Origin of the sequence: Mycobacterium sp. JS623 (assembly GCF_000328565.1) — a bacterium.
Lineage (GTDB): Bacteria > Actinomycetota > Actinomycetes > Mycobacteriales > Mycobacteriaceae > Mycobacterium.
On the sequence record NC_019966.1, the window covers coordinates 6,231,539 to 6,249,333 of the forward strand.

18 protein-coding genes are annotated in these 17,795 nt (G+C 65.6%); 9 read left to right on the plus strand and 9 right to left on the minus strand.

Annotation, left to right across the window (positions count from 1 at the left end):
• Position 1: 1 nt before the first annotated feature.
• Positions 2-2,602: a helix-turn-helix transcriptional regulator gene (locus tag MYCSM_RS30260; RefSeq protein ID WP_041312866.1), complete on the minus strand. Its 2,601-nt coding sequence runs from the start codon at positions 2,600-2,602 to the stop codon at positions 2-4.
• Between the two features lie 85 nt (positions 2,603-2,687).
• Here MYCSM_RS30260 and MYCSM_RS30265 point away from each other — a divergent pair, with 85 nt between their 5' ends.
• On the plus strand, positions 2,688-4,010 hold the full coding sequence (locus MYCSM_RS30265; RefSeq protein WP_015309998.1) for a cytochrome P450: 1,323 nt from the start codon (positions 2,688-2,690) through the stop codon (positions 4,008-4,010).
• A 16-nt stretch (positions 4,011-4,026) separates the two neighbouring features.
• On the opposite strand, the gene MYCSM_RS30270 is transcribed toward MYCSM_RS30265, so the two are convergent.
• The 3 genes from MYCSM_RS30270 to MYCSM_RS30280 are packed head-to-tail and all read right to left on the minus strand — an operon-like array spanning position 4,027 to position 7,035.
• Positions 4,027-5,097, minus strand: coding sequence for a hypothetical protein (locus tag MYCSM_RS30270; protein ID WP_015309999.1), 1,071 nt, complete (start codon positions 5,095-5,097; stop codon positions 4,027-4,029).
• The gene (locus MYCSM_RS30275) at positions 5,084-5,815 is read right to left on the minus strand and encodes a class I SAM-dependent methyltransferase (RefSeq protein WP_015310000.1); all 732 of its coding nucleotides are present in this window, start codon (positions 5,813-5,815) and stop codon (positions 5,084-5,086) included. The genes MYCSM_RS30270 and MYCSM_RS30275 overlap by 14 nt, the downstream gene beginning before the upstream one ends.
• Positions 5,809-7,035 (minus strand): glycosyltransferase family 4 protein, encoded by a 1,227-nt coding sequence (locus MYCSM_RS30280; protein ID WP_015310001.1) that lies wholly within the window; start codon positions 7,033-7,035, stop codon positions 5,809-5,811. The genes MYCSM_RS30275 and MYCSM_RS30280 overlap by 7 nt, the downstream gene beginning before the upstream one ends.
• A gap of 222 nt (positions 7,036-7,257) precedes the next feature.
• On the opposite strand from MYCSM_RS30280, the gene MYCSM_RS30285 reads away from it, so the two are divergent.
• Positions 7,258-7,647, plus strand: a complete 390-nt coding sequence (locus MYCSM_RS30285; RefSeq protein WP_015310002.1) for a DUF3224 domain-containing protein — start codon at positions 7,258-7,260, stop codon at positions 7,645-7,647.
• A 2-nt stretch (positions 7,648-7,649) separates the two neighbouring features.
• Here the strand turns inward: MYCSM_RS30285 and MYCSM_RS30290 are convergent, their stop codons facing one another.
• Positions 7,650-8,105 carry a PPOX class F420-dependent oxidoreductase gene (locus tag MYCSM_RS30290; RefSeq protein ID WP_015310003.1) on the minus strand — a complete coding sequence of 152 codons (456 nt, stop codon included), beginning with the start codon at positions 8,103-8,105 and terminating at the stop codon, positions 7,650-7,652.
• A 23-nt stretch (positions 8,106-8,128) separates the two neighbouring features.
• Between MYCSM_RS30290 and MYCSM_RS30295 the strand changes: the two genes are divergently transcribed.
• Together MYCSM_RS30295 and MYCSM_RS30300 are read left to right on the plus strand one after the other, a co-directional pair.
• Positions 8,129-8,614, plus strand: coding sequence for a flavin reductase family protein (locus tag MYCSM_RS30295; RefSeq protein ID WP_015310004.1), 486 nt, complete (start codon positions 8,129-8,131; stop codon positions 8,612-8,614).
• A gap of 39 nt (positions 8,615-8,653) precedes the next feature.
• Positions 8,654-8,953, plus strand: coding sequence for a DUF222 domain-containing protein (locus MYCSM_RS30300; RefSeq protein WP_015310005.1), 300 nt, complete (start codon positions 8,654-8,656; stop codon positions 8,951-8,953).
• A 12-nt stretch (positions 8,954-8,965) separates the two neighbouring features.
• Here the strand turns inward: MYCSM_RS30300 and MYCSM_RS30305 are convergent, their stop codons facing one another.
• Positions 8,966-9,274: a hypothetical protein gene (locus MYCSM_RS30305; RefSeq protein ID WP_015310006.1), complete on the minus strand. Its 309-nt coding sequence runs from the start codon at positions 9,272-9,274 to the stop codon at positions 8,966-8,968.
• Positions 9,275-9,336: 62 nt separating this feature from the next.
• Between MYCSM_RS30305 and MYCSM_RS30310 the strand changes: the two genes are divergently transcribed.
• On the plus strand, positions 9,337-9,975 hold the full coding sequence (locus MYCSM_RS30310) for an FMN-binding negative transcriptional regulator (protein ID WP_015310007.1): 639 nt from the start codon (positions 9,337-9,339) through the stop codon (positions 9,973-9,975).
• On the opposite strand, the gene MYCSM_RS30315 is transcribed toward MYCSM_RS30310, so the two are convergent.
• On the minus strand, positions 9,915-10,442 hold the full coding sequence (locus MYCSM_RS30315) for a hypothetical protein (protein WP_015310008.1): 528 nt from the start codon (positions 10,440-10,442) through the stop codon (positions 9,915-9,917). The two genes, MYCSM_RS30310 and MYCSM_RS30315, sit on opposite strands and share 61 nt — an antisense overlap.
• Before the next feature lie 36 nt (positions 10,443-10,478).
• On the opposite strand from MYCSM_RS30315, the gene MYCSM_RS30320 reads away from it, so the two are divergent.
• From MYCSM_RS30320 to MYCSM_RS30330, 3 genes are read left to right on the plus strand one after another with little or no spacing between them, the layout of a single operon-like run.
• Entirely contained in the window at positions 10,479-11,861 is a 1,383-nt protein-coding gene (locus MYCSM_RS30320; RefSeq protein WP_015310009.1) for an acyl-CoA dehydrogenase family protein, read from the plus strand.
• Positions 11,862-11,873: 12 nt separating this feature from the next.
• Positions 11,874-12,704, plus strand: coding sequence for a DUF427 domain-containing protein (locus MYCSM_RS30325; RefSeq protein WP_015310010.1), 831 nt, complete (start codon positions 11,874-11,876; stop codon positions 12,702-12,704).
• Positions 12,701-13,477: an isocitrate lyase/PEP mutase family protein gene (locus MYCSM_RS30330; RefSeq protein ID WP_015310011.1), complete on the plus strand. Its 777-nt coding sequence runs from the start codon at positions 12,701-12,703 to the stop codon at positions 13,475-13,477. Before MYCSM_RS30325 ends, MYCSM_RS30330 begins: the two co-directional genes overlap by 4 nt.
• Here MYCSM_RS30330 and MYCSM_RS30335 read toward each other — a convergent pair.
• Both MYCSM_RS30335 and MYCSM_RS30340 read right to left on the minus strand, forming a co-directional pair.
• Positions 13,459-14,211 carry an SDR family NAD(P)-dependent oxidoreductase gene (locus MYCSM_RS30335; protein WP_015310012.1) on the minus strand — a complete coding sequence of 251 codons (753 nt, stop codon included), beginning with the start codon at positions 14,209-14,211 and terminating at the stop codon, positions 13,459-13,461. The two genes, MYCSM_RS30330 and MYCSM_RS30335, sit on opposite strands and share 19 nt — an antisense overlap.
• Entirely contained in the window at positions 14,208-16,526 is a 2,319-nt protein-coding gene (locus MYCSM_RS30340; RefSeq protein ID WP_015310013.1) for a hypothetical protein, read from the minus strand. Before MYCSM_RS30340 ends, MYCSM_RS30335 begins: the two co-directional genes overlap by 4 nt.
• Before the next feature lie 81 nt (positions 16,527-16,607).
• Between MYCSM_RS30340 and MYCSM_RS30345 the strand changes: the two genes are divergently transcribed.
• Positions 16,608-17,786, plus strand: a complete 1,179-nt coding sequence (locus MYCSM_RS30345) for a zinc-dependent alcohol dehydrogenase (RefSeq protein ID WP_015310014.1) — start codon at positions 16,608-16,610, stop codon at positions 17,784-17,786.
• The last annotated feature ends 9 nt before the right edge of the window (positions 17,787-17,795 follow it).

Below are 17,795 nucleotides of genomic sequence, written 5' to 3' on the forward strand. Positions count from 1 at the left end.
CTCAACGCCGCCGCTTCAACAGGCCGGAGAGTTCCTCGCGGTTGGACACCCCTGTCCTGGCCATCGCCCGATAGATGTGGCCCTCGATGGTGCGCACGGACAGACACAACCGGTCGGCGACTTCACGGTTGGACAGGCCTTCTGCGATCAGCGCGACGATCTCACGTTCTCGCGACGACAGCGGCACGGGCTCAACGGCTTCGTGCAGCGCGGGTGTGATTGCGCCGCCGCATAATTCGGCCAACCCCTCCGCTCGGGTCGCATACGTGTACGCCGAGCCGCGCAGATCCTGGCCCCGGCAGATCAATGCGGCGTGCGCAGCGGCATCGGCCGCCGCGATGAGGTCACCGGTTTCCTCGAAGCCATGTGATACCGCGGCGAGCTCGGCTCCATCGCGGCTGTGTAATGCGGAAGCGAAGCGGACCGCGAGCGGGGCGCGAGGCCCTTCGACGATCTCGGCCAAAGTACGAAGTCGAGACTCCGCAGCCGCGTGGCCGAACTGTGTCGCGGCCTGCAGACACACCACTTCGGCGGCAAACTGGCCGTTGGCAGCCGCTGTTTCGGCTGCCTCGAGCGACTGTGAGATCGCTTGACTGACAACCCCTTGCGACGCCGCAACCCATGCCCGCGCCAGTCCCAACTCGAAGTCGACGCATCCATGACTCGGATGGCGATACTTCTCCGCGCTGGCAAGTGCAGTCGCCGCGTCATCGGCTGATCCGCGCATGGCCAACGCAACGGTATGCGGTAGCTGATACCGATATCCCCAACCGTTGCTCTCACCGATCAACAGATCGATCGGTTGCAGCATGGAACATGCGGCGTCGAGCTGACCGGCTCCGAGGGCGGCCCGACCTGCGACGGCGAGACTGAGCACCTGCAGCACGCCCGGCAGATCAGCCCATTGGCGGCGCAAGCCCTCGGCGGCCAGCATTGCCTCGCGCACGCGACCGGACTGCAGCAAGGCGCCAACATGGCTCGTGGCAATGACGAATCGAATGTTCTCAGCATCGAAGGCGCCATCCACGATGGCGTAGCCTGCATCGGCCGCTGCAACCGCATCCGTCGTGCGGCCGACGTCGCCGAGTGCAAGTGCAATCTGCGACGCGGCTTGCGCGCCGACGACGGCGGGTAACTCGGTGAGAACGAGATCGCGCGACGCCGCCAGTGAGAGTTCTGGCTTACCCAGCGCGGCCCAATACACGGCGTGGAAGGCATCGAGGCATGCGTCCGCGCCAATTCGTGAAGACAACTCGTCGACAACGTCTCTCGCGCGTGCAGGGTCGGCCAGCGTGTACATCAAGTTCATGCCGCGCACGAACGCAAGCCTGCCGTGATCGGTATCGGTGAACCCGCTGGTGGGGACGCTTGCCAGGATTGCCTCGGCATCCTCGCCACGGCTGAGTCCCGAGAGATTGCACCCGCGAATGATGTATGCCTCCGCACCACCGCCCGCTCGCATAGCCGCCTCGGCCAGTCGATCGGCAAGAGGAAGATCAGCCAGCCACACAGCGCCATGCGCGGCTTTGACAAGCAGGTCGGCATCCGGTTCGAGGTCAGAGTCCAGGCTCAGCGTCGCACGCCGCACGATCGTCCGGATGTTGTCGCAGTCGTCTCCGTTTGCGAGTTCAGCGGCAACGCACCCGCGCAGTCGCCGTAATCGGGTGGACGGTGCGCGCTCCCGGCGCACCTCGCCGTACAGCGGATGGGCCAACCGCGCTTCGACCCTTCCGTCAACACTGTCCAGCTTGATCAGCCCACGCATGTCGGCCTCTTCGACCGCGCCGGCGTCGGTGATTCGGCACAGCGACGCCAGCTCGATGGGCTCGCCCACCGCTAACGCATCGATCACCTCGCCGACCGCTGCGGGCAGTGCTCCCGTCCGCGCTTCGATCATCTCGACCAAGCTGGATGTCACGACCGGTTTGCCGGTCCACGTCCAGAAGCCGTGCCGCTCGGCAAGGCGCCCGTCGGCCACTTCGTGTTCGACGATGTTGCGCAGATACAAGACGTTGCCCCGCGTGAGGTGCCACAAGCGGCGCGTCGCGTCCACGTCCACGCGACCACCGAGTGCCGCCGAAAGCAGTGTCGCGGTTTCGTCTCGGGAGATCGGTTGAAGGTCGATGCGCTCAAACGAATCATGCGTCCACATCTCCTGCAGCCCTGCCGGAATCGGCTCGCCCTCGCGGGCCGTGACCACGACCTTGGCGGCGCGGCGTTGCACGATCTGCTGCAACACGAAGGTGGACAGGTCATCGAGCAGGTGGACATCGTCGACAGCCACGATCACAACGGCACCCTGGCGGGCGGCGGTCAGCGCTTCGATCACGCCGCGCACGAGCTGCAGCATGTCACTGGGCGCGGAGCCGACGAACGACGCGAACGCGCCCAGCGGAAGGGCACGGGCTGCGGTGGTGGCCACGACCCACCGGATCACGCAGCCACGTGACTCGGCGGCCGACAGCGCCTCCCTGGCCACCCGGCTCTTTCCGACGCCGGCCGCGCCTGACAACAGAATCCCGGCGGTGTCAGGATGTGAAATCGCCGCCGAGATCAGCTGCATCTCTTCGGAGCGACCTATCAAGGGCCACGTCAAGCGCACCCGAATAGCGTAGGAGCGCGCCGACTCGTGGTCGTCGCTTTCCGTCCATTGACTGGATGCCTCGCCGGAATACCATCCCCGCGCTATGACGACGACCGATCTGGGCACGCCTGCCGCCGTTGTGAAGCTGCCGCCCGGCCCGCGGCTCCCCCGATCTGTCCAGGGTGCGTTGGCCTTGACCGATCGACGGATCGCCCTTGCGATGCTGCGCCGGTGCTACGGGTCGGCCTTCACCATCGATCTGCCCATCTTCGGGCAGCTGGTTGTCATCAGTGATCCCAACGATATTCGGCAGTTGTTCAGGACCGCTCCCCACCTGGTGGATACGACGGACGCGAACCTCGGCCGGGTTATGGGACCGAACTCGATGTTCGCGATGATGGGTGCTCGGCACCGCGCGCGCCGCAAGTTGTTGACACCGTCGTTCAACGGCAGGCGACTGGCTGCATACGAGGCGATCATCGAACTCGAGGCAGTAAGCGAGTTCGCGACGTGGCCGCAGGACCAGGCATTCGCGGCGCTGCCGTCGATGATGCGCATCACCCTGAACGTCATCTTGCGCGCCGTGTTCGGCGCCGAGGGGCAGGAATTCGAGCGGCTCCGGGAAACACTGCCGCCCGGAATCAGGCTCGGCTCGAAGTTTGCACTGATCCCTGTGCCGCAATGGGATTGGGGACGCTGGAGCCCGTGGGGCCGGTTCCTTCGGTACCGCCGTGAGTACGACGCGATCGTCGATCGGCTGATCGACAAAGCCCTGGCCGACCCCGGACTGGCCGACCGCGACGATGTGCTGGCGTTGATGCTGCGGAGCCGTTACGAGGACGGCTCTGCGATGACTCGGGACGAGATCGCCGACGAGCTGATCACGATGCTTGCGGCGGGCCACGAAACGACTGCCACCACGCTGGCGTGGGCCGTCGAACGTCTGCAGAGACACCCGCAATTGCTTGACCGCCTCGTGGCCGATGTCGATGCGGGATCCGAAGAACTGTTGAACGCGACCATCTTTGAGGTATTGCGCACACGCCCCGTCATCGATACCACGTTTCGTCAGGTCAAGGCACCGACACTGCAGATCGGTCCGTGGACGATGCCAGAGGGGACCACGCTCGTCGCGAGCATTGGGCTGTTACATACCGACGAGTCGGTGTTCCACGACGCGGCCTGCTTCGATCCCGATCGGTTCATGACGCAACGCCCTGACCCAGCCCAGTGGATTCCGTACGGCGGCGGAGTCCGCCGTTGCATCGGCGCGGCGTTTGCGACCATGGAGTTACGCGTGGTGCTGCGAACCCTGCTGCACGGCTACATTATTTATCCCTCAAATGCGCGCGACGAAGGCTGGAAATCGCGAAGCGTGGCGCTGGCGCCGTCGCGCGGAGCGTTGGTGCGCGTTCGACGCCGGTAGCCGGGTTGGTCGGCGATTAACGGTCGCTCGTGGCGCAGGCGCAGTCGTACTCACCCTCGAGGCCGCGCGGCAGGTCGACACCGCGGAAGATGCCATTGGCCGCAGTGGTACGCGACAATGCATCGGCGGCGAGGATCATCGCCGCACCGGTCCATGTTGTGCGCTCGACTGGCCAGCGCTTGCCGTCGGCGTACACGAGGCCCGTCCAGTAGGAGCCGTCTTCTTCGCGGAGGTGGTGCATGGCAGCGAACTGTTCGTGTGCCCGAGCCGAATCGCCGATGGCGTCCAACGCCATCACCAGCTCACAGGTTTCGGCGCCGGTCACCCACGGCCGGTCGTCAACGCACCGGATACCCAGGCCCGGCACCACAAAGTCGTCCCATCGCTCATCGATGCGCTCGCGGGCCGCCGACCCCTGCAGTGCGCCGCCGAGCACCGGGTAATACCACTCCATCGACCAACGGTCCTTGGTCACAAACGCTTCCGGATGATGGGCGATCGCGTGTCCCAACTGGCCCACGGCGACTTCCCATTCCGGCTGCGGATCGTCGCAGTAGTCCGCGAGCGCCAACGCGCATCTGACGCTGTGGTAGATGCTGGCGCAGCCCGTCAGCAGCGCTTCGGGTTCAGGTCCGGATGAGCTTCTGGCCCAAGAGATTTCACCGCCGCTGGTCTGCAGGTCGACGACGAAGTCGATGGCCTTTGCGACCACCGGCCACATCGTCTCGGCGAATGCTTGGTCGCGGGTGATCAGCACGTGATGCCAGACGCCCGTCGCGATATATGCGCAGAAGTTGCTGTCGCTGTTGGCGTCCTCGACCACGCCCTTGCGCAACTGAATAGGCCAGGATCCATCCGCTCGCTGCATGTGGCGGCACCAGTTAAACGCCGCCCGTGCCGGCTCCAAAAGCCCTGCGACAGTAAGCGCCATCGCGTTCTCGACGTGGTCCCACGGATCAGTGTGTCCGCCGTCGAACCAGGGGATAGCGCCGGAGGGTTCCTGCGTTTCGGCGATCGACTGCGCGGTCTGACGACACTGCGCCGGCGTGAGTACGCCGGGAACGCCGGGAACCTCAGGAGACAGCAACAGGCTCCACCGGCTTCCTGAAGTACAGTGCCACGCTCTTGCCGATCAACGGGTTCAGCAGCGACTCCGCGGTGCGGGTGAGCCACGGTCGCTCCATCATGTCCCACACCAGCAGCTTGTGGTAGGCCGCCACCGCGGGGTGGTCATTCTTCGAGGTTCCCACAGCACATTTCAGCCACCAGAACGGCGCATGCAGCGCATGTGCATGATGCGTGTGCGTCAATCGCAGGCCGTGCGCCAGTACCTTGTCGCGCAGCGCGTCGGCCCGGTAGATGCGAATGTGCCCGCCCTCGTTGGCGTGGTATTCGTCCGACAGCACCCAGCACACCTTTTCCGGCAGCCACCGCGGTACCGTGATGCCGAGTGAGCCACCGGGTTTTAACACTCGGATGAGTTCGCTGATCGCCCTATCGTCCTCGGGGACGTGCTCGAGGATCTCCGAGGCGATCACGCAGTCGAAAGTGCTGTCAGCATAAGGCAACTCGAGCGCATCGCCCTTGACGGCCTCGGCGCGGGCCGATGACGGCGCTTCGCCCTGCTCCTTCATCGCCTGCAGAATCTCGTCGACGTCATTGAGGTCGGCCGCATTCTGGTCGAACGCGATGACGTCGGCGCCACGACGATAGGCCTCGAACGAGTGCCTGCCCGCGCCGCACCCCACATCGATCACCTTCGTGCCGGCACCGACGCCTAATCGGTCGAAGTCGACAGTCAGCATTTCGCCATTGCTTTCTCGTACACCGCGACGGTCTGCGCCGCAACGGATTCCCAGCTGAACACCTCGAGCGCGCGACGCCGCCCCGCGGCACCCAAACGCTTCAACTCATGGGGCGAGTCGAGCAACTCGCCAAGCACATCGGTCAACTCGTCGACATCGGCAGGCCGCACCAACCGCGCGCATTCCCCGTCGGCGCCGACCACTTCGGGCAACGCGCCTGCACGGCTGGCGATGATCGGTGTACCGCTGGCCATCGCCTCCACGGCGGGCAGCGAGAAACCTTCGTATAACGAAGGGATGCAAGCAATTTCGGCCGATGCGAGCAGCTCCGCCAGCTCGGTGTCGCTCACCCCGCTGGAGATGTGCACCATGTCAGAGATACCCAACTCGGCGATCAGCTTCTCGGTCGGCCCGTTGGGTTCGAGCTTGGCCACCAGCTGCAGTTCCAGATCGCGTTCGACGCGTAACCGGGCGACCGCGTGTAGCAGGTGGCTGATGCCCTTGAGCGGTACGTCGGCGCTGGCGATCGCGATGATCCGGTTGCGGACCCGCTGCTGGGCGGGCTTGAACAGCGCGGTGTCCACGCCGAGCGGCACCACATGCAGCTGGCTCGGCGCGACCTCGAAGTCCTCGGCGATGTCGGCTGCCGAGGTCGACGACACGGTCAACAGCTCGGGAATCTGGCGCGCCACCTTCTTCTGCATCTCGGCGAAGCCATACCAGCGGCGCACCAACGGCTTCCGCCACCATTGCGCGGCCGCCACGTCGAGGACACGGTCGCGCGTGATCGGATGGTGCACCGTTGCCACCACCGGCAGGCCGAGTTCGGCGATGGCCAGCAGGCCGGTGCCGAGGCTCTGGTTGTCGTGGACCACGTCGAAGTCGCCGAGCCGCTCGGCCAGCAGCCGGGCAGCGCGCATCGTGAAGGTACGGGGTTCGGGGAAGCCGGCCGTCCACGTCGTCAGCAGTTCGAGCATGTCGATGCGGTCGCGGATTTCCCTCGGCCGCGGAACGCGGAACGGATCAGGCTCTCGGTACAGGTCGAGGCTGGGCACTTTCGTCAGCCGCACGCGCGGGTCGAGCACCTCGGGGTAGGGCTGGCCGGAGAACACCTCGACGTCGTGGCCGAGTTCGACGAGGCCGCGCGACAGGTGGCGGACGTAGACCCCCTGGCCGCCGCAATGAGTTTTGCTCCGATAAGACAACAAAGCGATGCGCATGTCAGCTCACAAACACGCGCAGCAGAGGGCAGATCGTGGGCCGGTGAGCTGGACAAATGGTGTCACGCAGTAACTCCGAACCCTCTGGACATGTGTCCAGACTATAGTTTGACGTGCTAGCGGATGCAACGCGCCCTCCCAGCTCTGACTACCACAGACAGCGCGAACGGCGCTGCTCGGCCTATCGATTCCCGATCTGTCGTCCGGGGTATCCCGGCAGGCATGAGCAGACACATCGAAGCCCGTTTCGAGATCGCCAGTTGGGACGAAACGCCGTTCGAGGATGGCGATGACGCGACGAAGTTGACCGAGGCGCTGGTCGCCAAGCGCTACGAGGGCGACATCCAGGGGACGTCCACAACGAAGTGGCTACTGACCTACTCACCCGACAGGAGCGCGTTGTTCGTCGGTGTCGAACACATCACCGGGACGATCGGCGGCAAGCAGGGCGGCATAGTGCTGTTGCACGACGGCGAGTACCGCGACGGCGTGGCGGCGGCGGAGCTGCGGGTCGCGTCGGGCACCCAGGGGCTGGCGAACGTCGCGGGCACCGGAAAGTTTCGTGCCGATCCGTCGGGTGCGATGACGCTGGACCTCGACGGCGCGTGGTGACGCTATTGCGGAGGGAAGCCGCCCGTCGCCACGGGACCCCAGCGTCGGGGAGTGACGCGGATCAGACACTTGCCCTGGTCGACCATCGCCTGCCGGTATTGCGCCCAGTCGGGATGTTCACCGGCGATCGACCGGTAGTAATCGACCAACGGCTCGACAGCGTCCGGCAGGTCGATCACCTCGGCGTCGCCGTCGACCTGCACGTAAGCGTCGTTGAATTCGTCAGACAGCACCAACACGCTGGCCCGCGGCGTGCGACGAACGTTGGCCGACTTGGCGCGTTGCGGATAGCTGGAGATCACGATGCGGCCGGCGTCGTCGACGCCGCCGGATACCGGGGAACTCTGCAGCGAGCCGTCGGCGCGAAAAGTGGTGAGCACCATGCGATGTCGCGGCCGAATGAAGTCCAGCAGGGCGGACAGGTCAACGGCATCTGCAGTCGCGTACTTTCTGACCATGCCCCAACCCTAGCGACGCGGCGATGACGCAGCCCTTCGAGAAACTCGTCGCGCTGCTCGACTACCCGATGTTTGTGGTCACCACCCGCTCCGGCGACGAGCTGGCCGGTTGTCTTGTCGGGTTCACCAGCCAGACGAGCATCCATCCGCCACGATTCCTGGCGGGACTATCGAAACGCAACCACACGTATCGCGTCGCCGAGCGAGCCAGCCACTTGGCGGTCCACCTGATCGAGCGACGACAGTCTGAGCTCGCCCGGTTGTTCGGCAGTGAGACCGGCGATCGCACCGACAAATTCGCGCGGTGCGCATGGCACTCGGGCCCTCACGAGTTGCCGATCCTGGACGACGCGGCCGGGTGGTTTGCCGGCGCGGTGCGCGGCCGCTACGACCTCGGCGACCACGTTGGCGTCCTGCTCGAGCCCGTAGCGGGAAGCGCCCCCGACGGGTTCGAGCAACTCGTCACGTTCTCTGATGTTCGCGATCTCGATCCGGGCCACGACGCCTGACTTTCGTCACGTGTCGGACGACCGCGCTACGCTTCGAACATGAGTTCGAATAAGAAGCAAGTCATCGCGGCTCTCGACGCCGCCGAAGCGAGTTACCGTCAGCTCGCCGCGCTTCCGCTGGAAGCACTGACGCGCCCCGAGAAGACGGAACTTCTCAAACGGTTGGGCGAGATCGACAAGAAGATGGTCGCACTCGACCGCCGGCTGATCGGCCAGCTGATCACCCAGGACGACCCGGCCATGTTCGGCTGGACGTCCTGGGCAGACGTCTTGTCCCGACGGCTGCGGATCTCCCCCGGCGAAGCCCAGAAGCGGATAGCCGAAGCGATGTCCGCCTAGCCGACGTCACGGCTAGTCCGCTTTTCGCTTGAGCATCCATGCCGGGATCCAGTGGGTCACCGACTTGCGCCGCGGGCCGTAGGCAATGTCGTAGGTGACCAGCCCCCACCAGTAGCCCTGTTCGCAGATGCCCCAGCAGGTCAGCCGGCCGTCGACGACGGAGTGCATCTGCAGGCCCGCAGGGTTGTAGCCACCGCCACGATGCGGTTCGCGGGGAAACAGCGCAGCGAGGTCCACCAGCACCGCGACCGGCGGATCGACGCGGCGGAAAGCCTGCTGCACGGGCTGGCCGTTGTAGCCGATCGACTGGAGCTCGCCCACTGTTCGATCATACGTTCGAAAGGAGGAATCTCGGTTGCTGATCGTCCTACGCTGAAGCTGCCATGTACATTCCGCGACAGTTCGCCCTTTCCGATGAAGAAGCCCAGGCCGCGCTCGGCCAAGGAGGCTTCGCGCATCTGGTCAGCCAGCACCCGTCGGGGTTGATGGTGACGCCGCTGCCGCTGCTGTACGACGCCGAACGGCATTCGCTCATCGGTCACGTGTCGCGGGCGAATCGGCACTGGACGGCCGACGGCAGCGAGTCGGTGGCCATCTTCGCCGGCCCGCAGGCCTACATCTCGCCCAGCTTCTACGCGACGAAGACGGAGACGGGCAAGGTGGTGCCGACGTGGAACTACGAGTTGCTCAACGTCTACGGCCGACTTGTGGCACGCGACGATGCGGACTGGGTGCTCAACCTCGTGACCATGTTGACGAATCGGCATGAGCAAGGCCGTGCGCAACCGTGGCAAGTCACCGATGCGCCCGAAAGCTATACGCGCGCACAGCTGCGGGCGATCGTCGGCGTCGAGTTGGTGATCTCGAAAGTCGAAGGCAAGGCGAAGATGTCGCAAAACCAACCCGAGCGCAACCGCATGGGCGTGGTCGCGGTGCTCAAGGAATCCGACGCGCCCGACGATCAGTTGGTGGCCGACCGCGTCGACGCTTTGGGCAGTACGAACGCGAACGGCCGCGGATAACCCAGTCGGCTCAACCGCGATCGCCGCACCGCGTCGACTGACACCGTGTACGCCTGCCCCGAGGACGGTTCGTAGCACTGCCACAGGGGTCCGGCCACGTCGATGATCAGCACCCAGTGCCGCGGGATGAACCGTCCGAGCAACATCGCTACCGGGCGTCCCGCTTCCACCGCACGCTCAACATCGGACAGCCTGTCGCGCCACCCCCGAAACAACCTCCACCGGTAGCGCACGCCGAGGCTGCGGGCGGTCAGCGCGCGTGCCATCGCGGACGGCGTCGTGCCGAATCGGCGCGGCCACACCCGGTTCACCTCGCGGTGCACCCGGGCTTGTTCGTCGGCGAACCATGCCGGATCCGACAGTCCGGCGCCGCGGTCCGGGTCCAGCAGTGCACCCGCGACCACTGCGACGGTCGGTCCGCAGGTGACTCCGTCGCGCTGCCGAAGGTTCAGCTCAGGGAGGTTCATCGGTTACGAGGCTAAGCCGGCGGGTACCCGGCGCTGGTGAGCTTCGACATCACGCCGACCGCCGCGCAGCACGACCTCGCCCGACGGACCCACGAATTCTCAGAGAAATGCGTCAGACCGGTCGCGCTCGAGTACGACCAGCGCCAGGAGTTTCCATGGCCGGTGCTGGAAGAAGCGGCTGCTCGCGGCTTTTATAGCCCGCTGTTCTACCGCGACCTGATCGGCGACCCGACCGGGCTGTCGCTGCCGATGTTCATGGAGGAACTGTTCTGGGGCTGCGCGGGCATCGGCCTTGCGATAGTGATGCCCGCGTTGGCATTGTCGGCGATAGGCCAGGCCGCCTCGCCCGAGCAGATGCTGCAGTGGGCGCCCGAATGCTTCGGCACGCCAGGCGATCTCAAGCTCGCCGCGCTCGCGATCTCCGAGCCCGAGGGCGGCAGCGATGTTCGCAATCTGCGTACTCGCGCACGCCGGGACGGCGACGACTGGATCATCGACGGCCACAAGATGTGGATCGGCAACGGCGGCATCGCCAACGTGCACGTCGTCAACGCCGTCGTCGACGAGGAACTCGGTCATAGGGGCCAGGCCCTGTTCATCGTGCCAGGTGGCACCCCTGGCCTGGAGCTCGTTCGCAAACTCGACAAGCTCGGCTGCCGTGCGTCGCACACCGCCGAGCTGAAGTTCAACAGTGTCCGGGTGCCCGCCGCCAACCTGCTCGGCGGCCAAGACAAGCTCGAGCACAAGCTGGCCAAGGCCCGTGAGGCAATCGAGGGCGCCAAGCATTCCGGCTCGGCCACCATGGGCACCTTTGAGCAGACCCGGCCGATGGTCGCCGCCCAGGCGCTCGGAATCACAAGGGCCGCACTGGAATACGCGACCGAATACGCCAATCGGCGGGAAGCGTTCGGCTCGCCGATCATCGACAACCAGGGCATCGCGTTCCCGCTCGCGGATCTTGCCACCGCGCTCGACGCGGCGCGGCTGCTCACCTGGCGGGCCTCCTGGATGGCTGCATCCGGGGTGCCACTCGAGCGGGGCGAGGGGTCGATGGCCAAACTGGCCGCCAGCGAACTCGCCGTGCGCACCACCGAGCGCGCCATCCAGACCATGGGCGGCTGGGGCTACATCAAGGACCATCCGGTCGAGAAGTGGTATCGAGATGCCAAGCTGTACACCATCTTTGAGGGCACCAGCGAAATTCAGCGAGTGGTCATCTCCAACGCGCTGGGCGCAGCCGACGGTAAACCACCCCTGCATGTTGAGCTCGAGCCGACCGGTGGACCCCTCAACAAGTGGTTCGGCCGTGGCACACCGCTGCGTAGCAGGGCCGCCGATGCGGCGCTTTCGGCCAAGGATCGCGTCCCCGGACCGATAATGCGCTTGGCGATGAACGCGCTGCGTCCACCCCGCAAGTGAAAGGGGTCCGCGATGGCCATCAGGATGATGGACCTGCTCGGCGGCAATCTCGACACCTTGCGCTACGAGCGCACCGCGAAGCGGGTGCGCGCCTGCGTCGGCGGTGAACCGGTCGCCGACACCTGCGAAGCCCTGCTGGTCTGGGAGCCGCGCCGGGTCGTCCCGACCTATGCGGTCCCCATTGCTGCCCTGACCGCGCAGCTGGTCCCCGCAGGGGCGGAGTCCGGCGCCGACGAGGATGTCGGCGTTCGCCTTCCGGCGATCAGTTCGCGGCCCATCCTCGATCCGTCGGTGCCGTTCGATGCGCACTCCTGCCCGGGCACCGACTACGACGTCATCGCGGGCGAAGAAACCGGCGCCGCGGCGGCGTTCTGCCCCGACGACCCGGACCTCGCCGACTACGTCATCCTCGAGTTCTCCGCATTCGAATGGCGCGAGGAGGACGAACCGGTGGTCAGCCACCCGCACGATCCGTTCAGCCGCATCGACGTCCTTCGCAGCAGCCGCCATGTCCGCGTCGAGCTGGACGGCCGACTGCTGGCGGAGTCCACGCGGCCGACGCTGCTGTTCGAGACGCTGCTGCCGCTCCGCTTCTATCTGCCGCGCGAGGACGTGACCGTGCCCCTCGAGCCAAGCGACACCGTGACCTATTGCGCATACAAGGGCCGCGCCTCCTACTACTCGGTGCCCGACGGACGGCGCGATGTCGCGTGGACGTATCACGAGCCGCTGCACGATGCCGAACCGGTGCGCGACAGGATATGTTTCTTCGACGAGCGTGTCGACGTGATCGTCGACGGCAAACACCGCGATCGGCCCAGCACCCCTTGGAGTGCTGAATGACCTTCAGGGACATGCACTTTGGTGACCTGCCGCTTCTGTTACCCAATGCATGGGATGTGCCATCGGCGCTGGCGCTGCTGGAGTGTGGCTTCACGGCCGTCGGCACAACGAGCTTCGGCGTCGCATCCAGCCTCGGCAGGCCCGACGGCGGTCGCTCCACCAAAGAGGCAAACCTCGGCCTGGCCGCCGCGCTGCAACCGCTGGACTGCTACGTCAGCATGGACATCGAAGACGGCTACGCAGACGACCCCGACCAGGTCGCCGACTACGTCGCCCGGCTTGAAGCCCACGGGATCAACATCGAGGACAGCACCGGCGAGAAGCTGATCGACCCGGACCAGCATGCGGCGAAAGTGCAAGCAATCAAACGTCGTTCACCCGACATCTTCGTCAACGCTCGCGTCGACACCTACTGGCTCGATCAGGATGCGACGGTAGCGGCGACACTGGACCGCGCCGCGCAATACGTCGAGGCGGGCGCCGACGGCATCTTCGTCCCTGGCGCCACCGACCCCGACGTGTTACGCGAACTCACCGCCGCGATCCCGCTGCCAGTGAATGTCCTTGCCATACCTCGCCTCTCACTCGCAGACCTCGGTGCGCTAGGTGTTCGCAGGGTGTCGACGGGCTCGCTGCCGTATCGCGCCGCGATCCACGCCGCCGCGCAGGCCGCCGTCGCTGTTCGCGACGCAACAGCGATGCCGGCTTCCGATCCGTACCCCGAGATGCAGGCGCGCCTCGTGCGCTACGCGGATCAGAAGTTCAGCGGGTAGCCGCCGCTGACCTTGAGCGTCTCGCCAGTGATGAAGGACGCCTCGTCCGAGCACAGGAACAACATCGCCGACACGACGTCGTCCATCGTGCCGAGCCTGTGCACCAGCTGCAGTCGCTGAACGAACTCGTCGATCAACGGAGTCGGCAGATCGGCCAGCGCGTTCTCGGTGTTCATCAGGCCAGGGGCTATTGCGTTGACGCGGATGCGGTCCGGCGCAAGTTCGGTGGCGAACGCGACTGTGAGACCGCGAACGGTCAGCTTGGATACGGCGTACGGTGTCGCGCTCATGTAGCCGGCCATCGAGGAGATGTTGAGCACGACACCGCCCCCGCGTTCGCGCATCGAGTCCCTGCACGCCAACGTCATGTTGATCACGCCCATCACGTTGACGTCGAAGAGGTCGCGGATGTCGTCGCGCGACAGCGCACCGAACGGTTGGTTGTACTTCATCAGATGCAGCCCGGCGTTGTTGATCACGATGTCGATACCGCCGAAGTGCCCAGCAGCCGTGGCGACCGCGGCATCTACCTGATCGGCGTCGGCCACATCGCAGTCCACCGCGATCGCGTGCGCGCCTCCCGAAACCAACTCGGCCGCAGTATGTTCGGCTCCGTCGACGTCGATGTCGGCGAGCACCACCTTGGCACCTTCGGCGGCCAGCGCCCGTGCGAACGCCCGGCCGAAGCCGATCGCAGCGCCGGTGATGAGGGCGGTGCGATTCTCGAATCTCATAACAGCTCTTTCGTTGGTGGCGCCGTTGCACTGGTGTCGGCCGGCGCAGATCCCTCGGGCATCACGGTGGACTGTAGGACCTTCATGGCCTCCTCGTACTCCGTGCGCGTCCAGAATCCGGAGTGCCCGCAGATGGGTGCACCGGGATCCGGCACCGACCCTGTCCGCGTGACATCAAACAGGCGGCAATCGATATCACCGCTCTGCGCAGCCCGCAGATCGGTGTTGTCGTCATTGAAGATCCACGCGCCGATCGGATCGGTGAGGCACCACAGATTGATCCATTGTTCATTGGGGAGCAGCTGCCAATGCCGTAACCGCTGCAACGTCTCGATGCCGAAGTAGGCCGGGAAATTCTGCGCATACAGCCGCCGCAGCGGCGAGCCGAACGTCAGCAGTGGATAGTGCTCGGTTTCCAAATGAGCCTGCAACAGCGTAGCTGCCGCGATCACGGTGCCCTGACTGTGCGCGACAAGAACAGCGGGAACAGCGGCTCGTCTGAAGCCGTCGAGGCGCAACCGGACATCCCACACCGTTCGCGCGCCGTAGGACGGCGGAGTCAACGGGTGGTTGGCGCGTGGCCAGAACGTCACCACATCCCACAGGATCGCAACGGCGCGTCGCAGTTGGCGGTTCCGATAGGCCGCAGCGGCCAGCAGCACCAACCCAGTTGCCAGTGCGGCGGAGACGAACACGCTGATGCGGAAGACCCATCCCGACCAGTTGAACGAATCAAACTGCGGTACGGAAAGATTCACGATCAGCATCACGGTGGCGGCCGTCACCGCGACGAGGGCCATGGTGGCCAGACTTCGTGCGCCGACATCCGTCAGCGACGCCAACGCCCGTGCTCGTGCGATCCTCGTGAGCTGTTCATTGGCACCCGTGACGCCGGGATAGTCGTCGCGCACGACAGTCAACTGACTGTCGATGCGTTTCGGGATGACTCGCAGCCACACATAGGCTCCCACGGCGATCGCCACGATGACCGTCGCGACGGTGGCCACCGCCGCCCAGACATACGGTGGCGGCACGATCAGTGCCGCATCCGCGGTCCCCGTCGTAGGCGCCTCGGCGGACAGCGCGGTTTTACCGAACACTTGTGCCATCCCGAGGCCGACGCCCACGCTGAACCCGCCACCGATGAGCCAACCGACCAGCGCCACATACGGTCCGGTGAAGCCACCCAGCGTCATCCGGTACCCACCGTCCTGCTTGGTCCGCTCCGCGGTGAGCGTGCCACGCATTGACAATGCGGTGAACACAAACAACGCGCCCAGCATCGCCACCTGCACGACGAACAAGACGTAAACCGCCATGTGTAGGCCAGGCAGGTGCCCCGGCGCAGAGGGATAGGACACGTCGGCGATGCTGGCCCAAATCAGCGATGCGGCCAGCATTCCCAGCGAGATCCCGCGCAAAGCGCTCAGGGGCCACGTCAGATGATTGACACCGCTGCCGCCGCGCGCAGTCGCCTTGCTCGAGGCGGTAGCCAGTACGGCGGTGGCCAGGATCAGGCCATCGCCTGCCAGCAGCCCGACGCTGACCGCATGGGCGAAAGGCGACGCGGCGTACTGCACGGGTACGGCCAGCACCACCGCGGCCAACCCGGCCGCCCACGCCATCACGTGGCAGTAACGCAGCCGCAGCACCGATTCGTCCGGGTTCCAAAACGAGTCCTGCGCCAGCGGCGGTGGCTCGTCCTCCAGCACAGCAGGATTCGGCGGCGGCAGACGCCCACCCGTGTCGACCTTCGTCTCCTCCGCACCCAACCGCCACAACAACGCGATCGCCGCCACCAGCGGCAGCGCACTCGCGGCCAGCCGCCAGCCGCGGTGCCAGGTTCGTAGGAATGTCAGCGGACCCGCGCTGCAATGGTCCAAACCCACACACTGCCAGACGATTACATCCATCACCGCGATCGCCGCTGCGAGCATCAGCGTCAACGTGAACGACAAGGCGATCAGCCGCAGCAAGGTCACCGCGATGGCAGCGGGACGTCTTCTACCGGCCGGCGGCAACATCCAGTGCGCGAGGTCGATCAGGATGAAGGGCAGAAACAGCAGCCACAGGGCGCGGCTCGCCCGCCCGGATGTCAACGCGCCCCAGGAATACGCCTCCATCACCCTGCGCCATCCGTCGGGCTTTGACGGGCCGGCGGCCGCATCGATCCCTGGCTTTCTGCGATAGAAACCGGCATCCGCATCGCCTGCTGTCCGCTCGACGTCCTCGGCGGGACAGCCCAGCAGTGCTTCTGGCGGTGCGCCCGAGACGCCGTGCACCCGCAACTCCACGACCGTTCCGGTGTCGGTCATCCCCCCATCCTGACCCGAGGTTTGACGATCGCCGAGATGGGCACGCCCGTAGAAACGACCAAATCTGCAAGGAGCACGCACATGCGAGCAGTCACGTGGCAGGGCCGGCGAAAGGTATCCGTGGACACGGTGCCCGATCCGGCCATCAAGGAGCCGACCGACGCTATCATCCGCGTCACCAGCACGAACATCTGTGGCTCGGATCTACACCTGTATGAGGTGCTCGGAGCGTTCATGACGCCCGGCGACATCCTCGGTCACGAAGCGATGGGTGTGGTCGAAGAAGTCGGCCGCGAGGTCGACACCCTGGCCGTCGGCGACCGCGTCGTGATTCCGTTCAACATCTCCTGCGGACGCTGCTTCATGTGCGACCACGGACTGCAGAGCCAATGTGAGACGACACAGAATCGCGACCAGGGCACCGGCGCTGCCCTGTTCGGCTACTCCAAGTTGTACGGCGAGGTGGCCGGCGGGCAGGCCGAGTACCTGCGGGTGCCGCAGGCGCAGTACACCCACATCAAGGTGCCGCACGACGGGCCGGACGAGCGGTACGTGTATCTGTCGGACGTGCTGCCCACCGCGTGGCAGGCCGTTGAGTACGCCGACGTCCCCGAAGGGGGCACGCTCGTCGTGCTCGGCCTCGGACCGATCGGTTCGATGGCGTGCCGGATCGCGGCGCACCGCAAGGGTTGCCGCGTGATCGGTGTGGACCTGGTCGAGGAGCGACTGGTTCGCGCACGCGAATACTGCACGGATGTCATCGATTTGCGCAGTGACGACGTCGAAGACGTCGTGAAGGGCCACACCGACGGCCGCGGCGCCGACTCGGTGATCGACGCTGTCGGCATGGAGGCACACGGCTCGCCGATCGCCGAAACAATGCAGACTGCCGCAGGTTTCCTTCCCTCGCCCGTTGGCCGCGTCGTGATGAAGCAGGCAGGTGTCGATCGCCTCGCTGCGCTGAATTCGGCGATCGCTCTGGTACGCCGCGGCGGCACGATCTCACTGTCTGGCGTCTACGGCGGCGCGGCCGACCCGATCAACATGATGACGTTGTTCGACAAGCAGATTCAGCTGCGGATGGGGCAGGCCAATGTGAAGAAGTGGGTGCCCGACATCATGCCGCTGCTGACCGCAGAGGATCCGCTCGGAGTCGAACAGTTCGCCACCCACCGGCTACCACTTGCCGCGGCACCTGAGGCCTATGGAACATTCCAGAAGAAGCAGGACGGCATGGTCAAGGTGGTTCTCACGCCGTAAGCGGGTACT

Coding starts and splice junctions, on each gene's coding strand:
- MYCSM_RS30290 (WP_015310003.1), bottom strand. CDS start 8,105: ATGGTCAGAAAGTACGCGACTGCAGATGCCGTTGACCTGTCCGCCCTG.
- MYCSM_RS30300 (WP_015310005.1), top strand. CDS start 8,654: ATGAGTTCGAATAAGAAGCAAGTCATCGCGGCTCTCGACGCCGCCGAA.
- MYCSM_RS30275 (WP_015310000.1), bottom strand. CDS start 5,815: ATGCTGACTGTCGACTTCGACCGATTAGGCGTCGGTGCCGGCACGAAG.
- MYCSM_RS30330 (WP_015310011.1), top strand. CDS start 12,701: ATGACCTTCAGGGACATGCACTTTGGTGACCTGCCGCTTCTGTTACCC.
- MYCSM_RS30325 (WP_015310010.1), top strand. CDS start 11,874: ATGGCCATCAGGATGATGGACCTGCTCGGCGGCAATCTCGACACCTTG.
- MYCSM_RS30310 (WP_015310007.1), top strand. CDS start 9,337: ATGTACATTCCGCGACAGTTCGCCCTTTCCGATGAAGAAGCCCAGGCC.
- MYCSM_RS30345 (WP_015310014.1), top strand. CDS start 16,608: ATGCGAGCAGTCACGTGGCAGGGCCGGCGAAAGGTATCCGTGGACACG.
- MYCSM_RS30335 (WP_015310012.1), bottom strand. CDS start 14,211: ATGAGATTCGAGAATCGCACCGCCCTCATCACCGGCGCTGCGATCGGC.
- MYCSM_RS30340 (WP_015310013.1), bottom strand. CDS start 16,526: ATGACCGACACCGGAACGGTCGTGGAGTTGCGGGTGCACGGCGTCTCG.
- MYCSM_RS30285 (WP_015310002.1), top strand. CDS start 7,258: ATGAGCAGACACATCGAAGCCCGTTTCGAGATCGCCAGTTGGGACGAA.
- MYCSM_RS30295 (WP_015310004.1), top strand. CDS start 8,129: ATGACGCAGCCCTTCGAGAAACTCGTCGCGCTGCTCGACTACCCGATG.
- MYCSM_RS30280 (WP_015310001.1), bottom strand. CDS start 7,035: ATGCGCATCGCTTTGTTGTCTTATCGGAGCAAAACTCATTGCGGCGGC.
- MYCSM_RS30265 (WP_015309998.1), top strand. CDS start 2,688: ATGACGACGACCGATCTGGGCACGCCTGCCGCCGTTGTGAAGCTGCCG.
- MYCSM_RS30315 (WP_015310008.1), bottom strand. CDS start 10,442: ATGAACCTCCCTGAGCTGAACCTTCGGCAGCGCGACGGAGTCACCTGC.